This window comes from Bacteroidetes Order II. bacterium, assembly GCA_016788705.1.
Taxonomy (GTDB): Bacteria; Bacteroidota; Rhodothermia; order Rhodothermales; family UBA2364; genus UBA2364.
In genome coordinates, this window is the sequence record JAEUSQ010000059.1 from 49,930 (window position 1) to 63,358 (window position 13,429).

A 13,429-nucleotide genomic window follows, 5' to 3' on the forward strand; every position below is an offset into this window, starting at 1 on the left:
ATGCCCGAACATGCCATCATTTCCGTATCCGACCTAAACGGTGCGCTCAAAGAAGTAGTCGAGGACACCTTTTCCGACCTATGGGTAGAAGGGGAAATTTCTAATTTTAAGGCCCATACGTCCGGCCACTTATATTTTAGCCTAAAGGATTACCAATCCCAGATTTCCTGCGCACTTTGGCAATTTAATCGTAAATATTTATTTTTCACGCCGCACGATGGGATGAAGGTGGTGGCCCATGGAGCACTCTCCCTATATCCGCCACGCGGTACCTATTCTTTTGTTGTCAAGTCCCTGCGTCCAGCGGGTGAAGGCGACCTCAACTTGGCCTTCGAGGCCCTGAAACAAAAATTAGCCGCCGAAGGTCTTTTTGCTGCCCATAAAAAACAAAAGCTCCCTCGTTATCCACAAAAAATCGGGGTGATTACCAGTGAAACTGGTGCTGCGATTCAAGACATTTTGCGGGTAATCCAACACCGTTTCCCGATGGTGCAGGTATCGCTGATTCCGGTAATGGTACAGGGGCCGGGCGCTGCCGAAGAAATTGCACGGGCCATCTATCAGTTTAATGCCCAACCCACGCCAGTAGATGTTCTGCTAATTGGGCGGGGTGGTGGAAGCATTGAGGATTTATGGGCCTTCAACGAAGAAGTGGTGGCACGGGCGATCTATCACAGCACCATCCCGGTTATTAGTGCGGTTGGACACGAAACAGATGTGACCATCGCTGATTTGGTGGCCGATGTGCGTGCGGCAACCCCCTCTAATGCGGCAGAACTCGCCACGCCGAACCAACACGAAGCACTACAACTTATCGTTAATCTTCGGTACACGATTAAAATTCGTACATTACGCAAATTGGAAGTAGAACAAGACCGTTTACGAAACCTTCGCGGATCATATGCCCTAAACCGTCCGCGTATGATGCTGGAAGAACAATTGCGCCGCCTCATAGAACTCCGACGCCAATTATTGCGCGTCGCCCAATTTCAGGTGGAACACGCCCGAACCAGTCTCCAATTTAGGGAAGCACAATTACGACAACTTGACCCCAACGCACCCCTAAAACGGGGCTATGTACAAGTCTATAAAGACCAAGACCTGCTCTTTAGGGCCAATGAAGCCCACCCCAAACAATTCCTTACCTTACGGTTTCTGGATGGATCGGTAGCCGTAACCGTCACCGAGACGCGACCTGATCGTTAAAAGGTGGTTTTGTATAGACCAAGACCACAGTAACACTTGCTTTCTTCCAGACTTTACCCGAAATTGGTCTATCAGAACCAAAAACGTTTCACTATAAGGGCGCTATTTTCTGTATTTTTTACAAAAGAAGTACTGCGTGGTGAACAAATATCGTTGGCATTCGTTTTATCGCCCATATTTTGCGGCAATGCCTCCCTATCAGAAACGCCACTCGCGGTGCCTTTCCAAGCCCGTAATCACCCCGACAAACTATGTCCCAATTATTGTCCGAACGCACCTTTAGCGAAGCGATCCAATCTTTAGAACAAATCGTGCGCACCTTAGAGCAACCCGTTCCATTAGAAGAAGCCTTATCGCTGTATGAAGAAGGCTTGTCGCTGGCACACTTTTGCGAAACCCGCTTACAGGAAGCCCAATTGCGTATCGAAAAACTATCGCTTCAACCTTCCGAAGTCCATTCCTCAACTTTATGAACGAACGTCAAACTGACCATACTCTCGGCCCTCTACTTGCCCAAATTGATCTGCCGCATATCTTGCGGGAACTGCCCGTCGAAAAATTGCCCCAAGTGGCCAAAGAATTGCGGGAATACATTATAGACATTATTTCGGTACATGGGGGGCACTTCGCGGCCTCACTTGGCGTGGTGGAACTCACCGTCGCGCTTCATTATGTTTACCAGACACCTAAGGACCAGATTGTGTGGGATGTGGGACACCAAGCTTATGGACATAAAATCCTTACTGGTCGAAGAGATGTCTTTCATACCAACCGTAAATATCAAGGGGTTTCGGGCTTCCCCAAACGGTCCGAGTCGGAGTACGACACCTTTGGGGTAGGCCATGCCTCCACTTCCATTTCGGCTGCACTTGGCATGGCTAAAGCCCGCGATATTGCCGAGACAGACCAAAAGGTGGTGGCCATTATTGGTGACGGCTCGATGACAGGCGGTTTGGCATTTGAAGGATTGAATAATGCCGGAACAGCAAAATCGGACCTGCTCGTTATCTTGAACGACAACCGAATGTCTATAGACCCCAATGTGGGCGCTTTAAACGAATATTTAGCTGAGATTACTGCTGGAAAGGGCTGGAATACCCTCCGAGATGAAGTTTGGGACTTCCTCGAAAAAATGAAGGGTAAAGGAGGTGGCACCATGCAGCGCTTTATCGGGCGCATCGAAAATGGCATGAAAGCCGCCCTGACACCTGGAGGCCTTTTTGAAGCCCTTGGCTTCCGCTACTTTGGCCCAGTGGATGGTCACGACGTGGTCCAACTCGCTAAAATTTTAGACGATCTAAAAGACCTTAAAGGCCCTATCCTGCTCCACTGTATGACGGTTAAAGGTAAGGGTTTTGCTCCTGCCGAACAAGACCAACTGAAGTGGCACGCCCAAAGTTCGCCCTTCGACAAACTCACCGGCGAATCTTTGGTTAAACCCGATCCTGGCCAACGTAAGATACCCAACTGGCAAGATATTTTTGGGGATGCCATCCTTGAATTAGCCAAAGAAGACCCCAAAGTAGTAGGAATTACGGCGGCAATGCCCAGCGGAACAGGCCTGAGCAAAATGATGAAACAGATGCCACATCGGGCATTTGATGTCGGAATTGCGGAAATGCATGCCGTGGTCGAAGCAGCCGGAATGGCTACACAGGGCTTGAAACCGTTCGTGGCCATCTATTCCAGTTTTCTACAGCGTGCCTACGACGGAATCATCCATGACGTGGCCCTGCAAGATCTTCCGGTTGTCTTCTGTATAGACCGATCCGGGCTGGTGGGTGCAGACGGGGCCACACACCATGGCGCCTTGGATATTTCGTATTTGCGATGTGTGCAGAACATGGTGGTGGCGGCACCGATGGAGGCGCAAGACCTGCGTAATCTCATGTTCTCGGCCAGTTTACACACCAAAGGCCCCTATGCAATCCGATACCCCCGTGGTGGAACCTCCGACGATGGCATTGGTCCATTTGTAGAAATTCCCATTGGTACTGGACGCAAAGTGGCAGACGGCACTGATGTAGCCATTTTGAGTTATGGCGCTATCGGGCAATCCGTATCTGCCGCACGTAAACACTTGCAAGAGGCTGGTATTGAAGCTGCGCATTATGATTTACGGTTTGTGAAGCCTTTGGATCAGGTCTTATTGGAGGAGGTCTTTACAACATTTGATATGGTGGTTACTATAGAAGATGGGGTGATCCAAGGGGGCGCGGGAAGTGCTGTAATAGAATGGATGTGCGATCATGGTTTTAAAGCCGATGTTTTGCGGCTGGGTTTACCAGATACATTTGTAGAACATGGCACACAAAATGAACTTTATGCAGAAGTAGGACTTGATCCGAAAGGAATTTCCCACCAGACCTTAGCGTTTATTCGTCAACACCAATCCATAAGGATTTGAGTTTAATCAGTTTACGCTAAAACAAATTCCCAAGCCACTGAACTCCAGTGGCTCCTTTTGGTTTTGTCGGCACGTACTTTATGGTTAGTTTACTCCCAAACGGCCTCCACCCCTAGCCCTGATTCTTTTTGCGTGTAACAAAATCCTATACCGAAGACCCTAACTATCTCGAATTGCTTCGCCAGAAAGACGAAAGGGTACTAACACAAATGGTTCTGGAAGAAACGCCCAAGCTATATCGCTGTATTGCCCGCTTGGTACGAGACCCAGACGAGGTACAAAATTTGGTACAAGAAACATTCCTTCAAGCACTCCGAAAAGTAGAAAAATTCAGGGGCGAATCGCTGTTGTCCACTTGGCTTTGTGCAATTGGCATTAATTTGGCACGTGTAAGCCTCCGCAGATCCAGCCGTACCAACGTCATGGACGAGGCCGATATAGAGGCTCTCCAGCCCCGTTTTGATGCAGACGGACACACAATAGCGGCCTACCCTCTTTGGCATCCAGAGCAGGGGCTAATGCGAAAGGAGCAAATCCGTATTTTACACGAAGCCATAGAACGGCTACCAGAGGACTACCGTCTTGCCATCACCTTGCGCGACCTTGAAGAACTACCAATGGAGGAAGTGGCCCGGATGTTGGAAATCACGGAAGGAAACTTACGGGTTCGCTTGCACCGCGCCCGAAATGCCCTTCGCAACCTGCTAATCCATCATGATACAAACACTTAAGTACTGGCTTGGCCTTAATCTGAGCTGTAAAGAAGCCCATCAATTTCTGACCGATTATATAGAAAACGCCCTTGATGAGGATTTGAAGTGGCGATTTGAACAACATATGCGTATATGTCGGAACTGTCGAGTATATCTGGCGCAATACAAAGCTGTCGTTGCGTTGCTGCACGACCCTTCGCCCCCACAACCACAGCCGGAGTTAGTGGCGCATACCCTCTCTTTTTTAAAAAAGGAACTTCACAAGTCGGCTTCCTGATTCCAAGAACATTTCATCAGAACCTAAAAGCATAGGCAATAGACGGAATGATCGGAAATAAACTGGCCTGTCGGAAGGATTTGCGGAGGGTAACGGGGTCTTCCCCTTCATAGATAAAGAAGGCATTTTTTCGATTATATACATTGTAGAAGCTGGCAGAAATTGTTCGCGACAGGCTTCCCATACCTTTTATTTTCAAATCTTTATTAAAATTCGCTCCCAAATCCATCCGGTGATAGGGCGACATCCGGTAGCCATTTCTACTACCATAATACGTATAAAGCGTACCACTCTCCCATGGCCTATTTGCGCCAGCTACCTGAGAGATCGCTAGTGTAAGGGCATTCCCTGTACCATAAACCCAAGTACCCGAAAACTCAATATGAGCAGTTAGCTTGTGTTGTAGCATCAAAACCACATCATGTAGGCGATCGTAGCGGTATGGGAAGGGCTTTCCCTCATTTAAGTCTTTAAACGTTCTGGTGCTACGAGCCAAAGAATATCCTACCCAACCCATTGTTCTCCCGGATGTTTTTTGCAAAAAGAACTCAATGCCACGGGAAAGTCCGTTGCCGGATGCCACTTTTTCCTGCCAATCTAAGGCGGGTTGGTTGACGAAGTTGGCACCGGGCTTATACTCCACAATGCCTTTCATCGGTTTATAATACGCCTCGATTGTTGCTTCCCAGCCGCTCCACTCGCGGACCACGCCAATCGCGGATTGTGTGGCCTCGGAGGGCGGCACCTTTTCTGTTGCAGGAAGCCACAAATCGGTCGGCAAGCCAATACTACTGGTTGTAAGCAGATGCAGGGGCTGTTGCACCTGTGCAAAGGAGGCCTTCAGGGCATATGGTCCCACCTTCAACCGCGCCGAAATCCGTGGTTGTATCGAAAAAAAGCCTTGCTTATCCACCCAGTATCCTGCCATATGCACACCGCCATTGATGCGTAGTTTTTCCGAGACCTGCCAGTCATCCTCTGCGAAAAGGGCGGTTTCGGTACTAAAGATTTTTTCGGCCTGTGGTTTAAATTCCGTTTCAAATGGAGAAGAGGTCCCTTCCTGAATCGAAACTTGGGCAACGGCAGGAACAAAGCGATGACGGGTAGCCACTGCACCAAACCGAATGGCATGACGCGGATGAACCGACCAATCCCAGTCTGTTTTAAGCCGCCAATCCCGAATACCGGAAGAATACTGCGCAGCGTATGCATTAAGGTTTTGTGGCGTCTGGAGTGCGTAGTCCGACTCGGCATATTCCGCATTTAGTACATACTGGCTTAGCGAAATGGCTGTATTGGCAAACAATCTGTTGTTAAAAAGATGATTCCATCGGAAGGAGGCAGCCACGTTGCCCCAATCCATTCCTACTTGCAGACGAGTTTCATTTCTTCGTTGGTTAAACAGTTGTTTTTGATCGAGATGGAAGGCATCTTTCCCACTATACCAACTCATAAATAAGCGGTCTTTGGACGAGGGAATCCAATTCCACTTGGCATTCAGATCATAAAAATAATAACCACTTTCCACCTCTCGATCAGCATCATCGGCGGATAGTCTCCTAAGTATTGGGCGTGCCAAGGCGTCTATATAGGTGCGCCGCACCGAAACAAAAAGGCTCATTTTATCCCGTAGAATAGGCCCTTGCACCGCCCATTTTGCCGCGACAATGCCCAGCGAACCCTCCGTTTTCCACTCTCGCAGGTGGCCTTCTCTAAGGGCAATATCTACCACCGATGACAAACGGCCGCCATACCTTGCAGGAAATCCTCCTTTTGAAAGCGTAACTGATTGGATCGCGTCGGAATTGAATACCGAAAAAAAACCAAATAAGTGACTAACATTATACACTGGCGTGTCATCTACCAGAATGAGGTTCTGATCAGGCCCTCCGCCACGCACATACAACCCTGTACTGCCCTCGGAGCCAGACTGTACGCCGGGCATCAGTTGCAGCACCTTGATAACATCCGTTTCGCCCATCAATGCCGGAAGAGCCTTAATTTGATGTATCGGAATCTCGATAGTGCTTGTTTCGGTGGCTTCCACACCAGAACAGCGTTGTGTCGTGATTTCTACACTACCAGAGGCCGACTCTGGCGTTAGTGTAGCCGCTATTTGGAAATCTTTACTTGGTTTAACTGCCCAAAACCGGCTTTTATACCCTACAAAACTGATCACTAAAATCAGCGAATCCTTCGGAACCATCAAACTAAAAAAACCATACCGATTGCTCACCGTTCCTATTTTCAGCGCCTTTACGTAAACACTTGCCCCTATCAGCCGCTCACCGGAATCCGCGTCAGAGATATAGCCACTCACCACAACCCGATCTTGTGCCTGTATTCCTTCTACCCCAAGACATAGGAAGCATAGGATCAACAAACAGAAAGGCAAACGTGGATTGGACATAAGATCAATGCTATTTTTGTATATGTGCAAGTTGCTCCCAAAAATCGGGAAACGAGATAGCAGCATGGTGAGCTTCCAAAACCTCGGTAGGGCCATCCGCAACGAAAGCGGCAATGCCCATGCTCATCGCAATACGGTGATCCAGAAAGGTTTCCACGGTCGTACCGTTCAGTTTGGTCCCACCCGTTATGCGCATCCCGTCTGGCCATTCCTCTACTACGGCCCCCAATTTGCGAAGGTTTATGACCATGGCCGCAATCCGGTCTGTTTCTTTTACCCGTAATTCTTCGGCGCCGCGAATTTCGGTGATGCCCTCGGCCTGTGTAGCAGCAACAGCGAGGATGGGAATTTCATCTATTATATTGGCAATAACGGCTCCATCAAGAGCAATTCCGCGCAGTTTGGCCGTGCGAATCCGCATATCGGCAACAGGCTCACCGCTTGTTTCCCGCTCATTTTCCAAGACAATATCCGCCCCCATTTGTCGCAAAACGCCCAACAATCCGGTTCTAGACGGATTTAGCCCCACTTGTGGCAAGCGCAACTCGCTATCGGGCACAATAGAAGCAGCCACCATGAAAAAGGCCGCCGCCGAGAAGTCACGGGGAATATGGTATGTCTGCGCCAGAATGGGCCGCCCACCTTGCACCCTCAGCACCCCATGGTTATTCTGGATTCCCAACATACGCTCGGTGTGATCACGAGTGGGCACTTTTTCCACCACTTCCGTCTGACCCTCCGCAAATAATCCCGCTAACAATACACAACTCTTAACCTGAGCCGACGCCACGGGCATTTCGTAACGAATACCGCGCAATGCCGGATTTCCCTTGATATAAATCGGGGCATGGCCATCGGTCAGTTCAATTTGTGCGCCCATTTCTCTCAATGGATTCGCAACTCGTGCCATCGGGCGGCGAGACAGGGACGCATCCCCTACTAGTACCGACTCGAATGGCTGTCCTGCCAAAACGCCCGCCAAAAACCGCATGGCCGTCCCGGAATTGCCGCAGTCTAATGGGGCCTCCGGCTTTTTAAGCCCACTCAGCCCATTGCCATGTACGATAATCGCTCCATCGGGCATGTGCACTACTTTTATGCCCAATTGCCGGATACAAGAGAGCATAGACTGCGGATCTGCGGCGGTGGCGTAGCCGTGGAGGGTGGAAACCCCTTCTCCAAGAGCTGCAAAAAGGGCTGCCCGCTGCGAAACAGACTTGTCAGCGGGTAGCCAGACTTCCCCCTTTAAAGCATGTGCAGGAAATAATTTCATAGCCTTAATAATTATTTTTATTACTCTTAAGCAAATCTTGATTCCTCTACTAAAGACCCTCCCTTCCCAAAATACAATACCCGCAAACCTTCGGGCGTTTGCACACAGAACGAGGAACTATTGTAGCCGATTCTAAGGTGAGGGGGCTTGAAGTTTCCGCCAATAATGAAACCTCCAAAATTCCACTGGAACAGAAACTAAAATGGTTACACTGCGTCCTACCGTTTCTTTTTATCACTATTCTATTTGCGTTTTATGAAAAAATATTTCCACTCACTATGTTTGCTCGTTTTGTTTGCCGGAGGAATGGTTCAAGCCCAAGCACCAGCAAATTGGTACAATTTAGATCCTGAAACGGATAAAGTACCCGGCGTATCAACCGAGAGAATGTATCAAGAGTTACTCAAAGGCCGTACAGGTAAGACCGTTGTGGTTGCTGTGATAGACTCTGGCGTGGATGTAAGCCACGAGGATTTAAAGTCCGTGCTCTGGGTCAATACAAAAGAAATCCCCGGAAACGGTAAAGATGACGATGAAAATGGCTATGTGGATGACGTACATGGCTGGAGTTTTTTGGGCGGAAAAGACGGACGCAATGTGCATCACGACACAGGCGAAATAACCCGTTTTGTGGTTGCCCTAAGTGGTAAGTGTGCGAGTGCAGACGTAGCCACCCTTCAGGGGAAAGATAAGGTTGATTGTGAACGCTACGCCGCTGCCAAGTCCGAGATTAACGACAAACGTACCGAAGCACAAAGCCAACTTTCTCAGATTGAGATGACCAAGACCATGGTTTCTAACACCATGTCCACACTAAAACGCCTCTTGGGCAATACCCCCCCTACGCCCGAAAATGTCTTGGCCCTCAAACCGGAAGCAAAAGACAAACAATTTGTGAGTATCGGGCAGAACATCGTCGAGAATTTAGCGGGCGCAGGAAAAGCATATCAAACGGTTGACGAAATGCAAGCCTTTATTGATGCAGACCTTCAAGAGGGCTATGATTATTTTAATGAACGTGCCCATTACTTTTACAACTTAGAATTTGATTCTCGCAGCATTGTCGGAGACGACCCCAACAACCTGAATGAACGCGGTTATGGCAATAACGATTATCAAGGCCCAGATGCCGAACACGGTACGCACGTAGCTGGTATTATCGCTGCAGACCGTGCCAACAACCTCGGCATCAAAGGTGTAGCGGATAACGTCAGAATCATGGTTCTACGTGCCGTGCCCAATGGCGATGAGCGCGACAAAGACATTGCCAATGCCATTTATTATGCCGTGGATAATGGCGCCAGTATTATTAATATGAGTTTTGGAAAAGACTTTTCACCCCAAAAAGAAGCGGTGGATAAGGCCATCCAATACGCCGAATCCAAAGACGTACTGATTGTACATGCAGCGGGAAATGACGGTGTCAATATTGACGAAACCCCAAATTTTCCGGCTGATTGGTTTGGCCCGGACGATTCCAAAGACCGCTCCCGCCGTCCGAAGAATATGATCGAAGTGGGGGCCTCTAACTGGGAAGGTGGGACAAATGCCCTTGCTTCTTTCTCAAATTTTGGCAAAACAGAAGTGGATGTATTTGCACCGGGAGTGGACATCTATGCCACCATCCCCGGATCCAAATACAAAGAAATCAGTGGTACTTCTATGGCAGCTCCTGTTACTTCGGGCGTTGCTGCTGTATTACGCTCCTACTTCCCGAATCTTACGGCAGCACAAATAAAATTGCTCATCATGGATACTGCTACCAAGTCCAAAAAAATGGTTATTAAACCCGGAACCGAAGACGAGATGGTAACGCTTTCTGAAATTTCGGTAACAGGGGGCTATGTAAACGCGTTTGAAGCGGTCAAAAAAGCCCTCTCAATGGAACAAGGCCCTAAAACCAAACCAGCACCAAAGCCCAAGAACAAACCGTTGCCAAAGCCTAAAAAACCACGTGGCTAAATCATAGAAAATACCGAAAAGCGGCTTTGAGACCTCCGAAGCCGCTTTTTTTGTACCACGTTATAATTTCGACCCGCTTGGAAATCCTTTAACCCTTGCCACCAGCATGTATGACGAAACGGTGAATCATTATTAGAACACGATGGACAGTACCCTAAAGAAGTGGCAGAAAATATTAGATGATTCATGAAACAATTACCGAGATTATAACATACATATGGTGCTTTGTAATATCTCAATTCTTTATTCACCATACATATAGCATCATACTATGATCAAGAAAATTTGGGGTTATCTTGCCCTATCGTTGTTGATAACAGGCGCAACAGCGGTACATGCCCAAAAGCAAAAAAACAAATCAGGGGATCAGCAGCAAGTGCAGGTTCCAACTGATAAGATCCCGATGGATCCGAATATCCGTATTGGTAAATTGCCCAATGGCCTCACCTACTATATCCGAAAAAACAACAAGCCTGAAAACCGCGTAGAATTGCGCCTCGCCGTAAATGCCGGCTCCATTCTGGAGGCCGATGACCAACAAGGGCTTGCGCACTTGCTGGAACACATGGCTTTTAATGGCACTAAAAAATATAAAAAACAAGACTTAGTCAACTTCTTAGAATCCATCGGCGTGAATTTTGGTGCAGACCTGAATGCCTATACGAGTTTCGATGAAACCGTGTATATGCTCAAAGTTCCTACCGACAAACCTGGTTTAGTAGATAAAGGAGTGGATGTTTTGCGGGAATGGGCCGGAAATATTTCCCTTGATCCTGCTGAAGTGGACAAAGAACGTGGGGTGGTTATCGAGGAATGGCGGCTTGGTTTAGGCGCCCAAGAACGAATCCGAGACAAACAATTTCCCATACTTCTCCAAAACTCACAATATGCCAAACGCCTGCCCATCGGCAAGCCCGAAATCATCGAAAACTTTAAGCATGACCGCTTAACACAGTATTATAAAGATTGGTACCGCCCCGACCTGATGGCGGTTGTTGTGGTGGGCGATGTGGACCCCGTCAAAATGGAAAAGGACATTCGTCGTCTTTTCGGAACGCTCAAAAATCCCACGAAAAAAGTCCCACGAAAGTATTTTGAAGTACCCGGTCATCCGGAAACGCTGGTTTCTATCGTAAGCGACCCAGAGGCGGAATACAGACAAATTGGAATCATCTTCAAACATCCTGCCATGAATCCCAATTCCCGTTTGGCTTACCGCGAGGGTCTGATCTCCCAACTCTGGAGCAGTATGTTAAGCACGCGCCTACAAGAAATTGCAACCAAACCGAATCCTCCTTTTGCCTTTGCTGGGGGCGGATACGGTTCTTTTGTCCGTACCAAGGATGCCTTTCAACTAAGCGCTATTGTCCCAGAAGGTAAAATGAGCAATGCCTTAGACGTACTCCTCACCGAGGCCGAGCGTATCCGTCGCCACGGTTTCTTGTCCAGCGAATTTGAACGTGAAAAGGCAGACTTATTGCGAAGTTATGAAAATAATTTTAATGAGAAAGACAAAACAGAATCTAGTGCCTTTGCAAATGAATATGTACGACATTATCTAGAAAATGAACCCGCACCTGGTATTTCTTGGGAGTATGAGTATGTAAAACAAGCCCTTCCAGCGATTAAACTGGAAGAGGTAAATCAGTTTGCAGTACGGTATATGACCGACCAAAACCGGGTGCTAAACGTAACCGGAAAAGAAGACGAAAACAACCCATTGCCCACAGAGGCAGAACTGTTATCGGTACTGAACGACATGAAAGGGAAGGATATTGCGCCTTATACCGACTCGGCAGCCACCGATGAGTTGTTGCCCCAACTTCCTGTAAGCGGCTCTATCACCAAATCGGAGACCGAGGCCAGCACGGGTATTATCCGCCTGACCCTCTCGAATGGTGCCAAGGTGACCCTAAAGCCCACCAATTTCAAGAACGACGAAGTGGTATTTTCAGCCACCAGTCCGGGCGGCGCCTCTTTGGTCTCTGATACAGATTACGCCTCGGTTCAACTTGGCAATCAGGTGATGGCAATGGCAGGCATTGGCAATTTCAGCATGATCGAATTGCAGAAAAAATTATCCGGTAAGGTAGCCCGTGTGGGATCGTATATAGGCAATGAGAGCGAAGGTTTGACGGGTATGGCATCCCCCAAAGACCTTGAGACCCTGTTCCAACTTATCCATTTGCGCTTTACCCAACCCCGTTTAGACGAAGCCTCCCTTAACATGTTTAAAAGCCAGTTTCAAATGTTTAAAGGCTTTTTTGCATCGCCAGACTATGTATTTCAAGACACCATCTCGGTCACAATGTCACGTTATCACCCCAGAGTCCGTCCATTTTCGTCGTTCAAAGTGGAAGAACTGAATGCGGACCGGGCGTTGGCTATCTATCGTGAACGTTTTGGCAATGCAGGTGATTTTTCATTCTACTTCGTCGGGAATTTCGAAGTAGAAAAGATCAAACCGATGATCGCGCAATATCTGGCCAGTTTGCCCACAACCTCCATAACCGAAAAAGCAAAAGACTTGGGCATTCGCCCACCCACGGGAGTTATTGAAAAAAAAGTACTCAAGGGCAAAGAACCCAAGAGTAGCAGTGAAATTCAATTTACAGGCCCTTTTGAATGGTCTGGCAACAACCGTGTACATCTTAGTGCCTTGGGCAAAGCCATTGAAATCCGGTTACGTGAGGAACTTCGTGAAGCCTTAAGCGGATCTTACTACGCCAATGCTTCGGGCAATGCGGTATTAGAACCCGTACCACTGTATAACTTTAGCGTCAGCTATGCCAGTGACCCTGCCCGTGCAGACGAGCTTTATGCGGCCATGTGGCGTGTGATTGAAGAGGTACAAACGAAGGGCGTATCCGACGAAATACTTACCAAAGTAAAAGAGGCTTATCTTCGAGACTTAGAAACGAATCTGAAAGAAAACCGTTTCTGGATGCTTCAACTCATGCGCAAAGATGAGTTAAAAGAAGATGTTGGTACGATTATTACCGGGTCTAAGGATCTGTACCAGTCTATGACATCCGCCGACCTTCAAGATGCCGCACGTCGTTACTTAAGAAAAGACAATGTAGCCCGGTTTGTTTTACTTCCGGAAAATCAATAATTTAGACATAGCCCCCTTATCTAACCCCGCTCTTTATAGACCGGGGTTTTTCTTTGAGATCAACGC

Annotated in this window: 9 protein-coding genes; 7 read left to right on the forward strand and 2 right to left on the reverse strand. The window is 48.1% G+C overall.

Annotated features, from left to right (window positions below):
- The 5 genes from xseA to JNN12_15410 all read left to right on the forward strand — a co-directional run bounded on the left by xseA (window position 1) and on the right by JNN12_15410 (window position 4,603).
- On the forward strand, window positions 1–1,206 hold the full coding sequence (gene xseA, locus JNN12_15390) for an exodeoxyribonuclease VII large subunit (protein MBL7979719.1): 1,206 nt from the start codon (window positions 1–3) through the stop codon (window positions 1,204–1,206).
- Window positions 1,207–1,457: 251 nt separating this feature from the next.
- Window positions 1,458–1,679 carry an exodeoxyribonuclease VII small subunit gene (xseB, locus tag JNN12_15395; GenBank protein ID MBL7979720.1) on the forward strand — a complete coding sequence of 74 codons (222 nt, stop codon included), beginning with the start codon at window positions 1,458–1,460 and terminating at the stop codon, window positions 1,677–1,679.
- Window positions 1,676–3,613: a 1-deoxy-D-xylulose-5-phosphate synthase gene (locus tag JNN12_15400; protein ID MBL7979721.1), complete on the forward strand. Its 1,938-nt coding sequence runs from the start codon at window positions 1,676–1,678 to the stop codon at window positions 3,611–3,613. Before xseB ends, JNN12_15400 begins: the two co-directional genes overlap by 4 nt.
- A 128-nt stretch (window positions 3,614–3,741) precedes the next feature.
- A complete protein-coding gene (locus tag JNN12_15405) occupies window positions 3,742–4,344 on the forward strand; it encodes a sigma-70 family RNA polymerase sigma factor (GenBank protein MBL7979722.1) in 603 nt (200 codons plus the stop codon).
- Window positions 4,328–4,603: a zf-HC2 domain-containing protein gene (locus JNN12_15410; GenBank protein MBL7979723.1), complete on the forward strand. Its 276-nt coding sequence runs from the start codon at window positions 4,328–4,330 to the stop codon at window positions 4,601–4,603. Before JNN12_15405 ends, JNN12_15410 begins: the two co-directional genes overlap by 17 nt.
- Before the next feature lie 16 nt (window positions 4,604–4,619).
- Here the strand turns inward: JNN12_15410 and JNN12_15415 are convergent, their stop codons facing one another.
- Together JNN12_15415 and aroA are read right to left on the reverse strand one after the other, a co-directional pair.
- Window positions 4,620–7,013, reverse strand: coding sequence for a TonB-dependent receptor (locus tag JNN12_15415; GenBank protein MBL7979724.1), 2,394 nt, complete (start codon window positions 7,011–7,013; stop codon window positions 4,620–4,622).
- Between the two features lie 10 nt (window positions 7,014–7,023).
- Entirely contained in the window at window positions 7,024–8,286 is a 1,263-nt protein-coding gene (aroA, locus tag JNN12_15420; GenBank protein ID MBL7979725.1) for a 3-phosphoshikimate 1-carboxyvinyltransferase, read from the reverse strand.
- A 255-nt stretch (window positions 8,287–8,541) separates the two neighbouring features.
- Between aroA and JNN12_15425 the strand changes: the two genes are divergently transcribed.
- Both JNN12_15425 and JNN12_15430 read left to right on the forward strand, forming a co-directional pair.
- Window positions 8,542–10,248: a S8 family peptidase gene (locus JNN12_15425; GenBank protein MBL7979726.1), complete on the forward strand. Its 1,707-nt coding sequence runs from the start codon at window positions 8,542–8,544 to the stop codon at window positions 10,246–10,248.
- 271 nt (window positions 10,249–10,519) lie between these two features.
- Window positions 10,520–13,363: an insulinase family protein gene (locus JNN12_15430; GenBank protein MBL7979727.1), complete on the forward strand. Its 2,844-nt coding sequence runs from the start codon at window positions 10,520–10,522 to the stop codon at window positions 13,361–13,363.
- The last annotated feature ends 66 nt before the right edge of the window (window positions 13,364–13,429 follow it).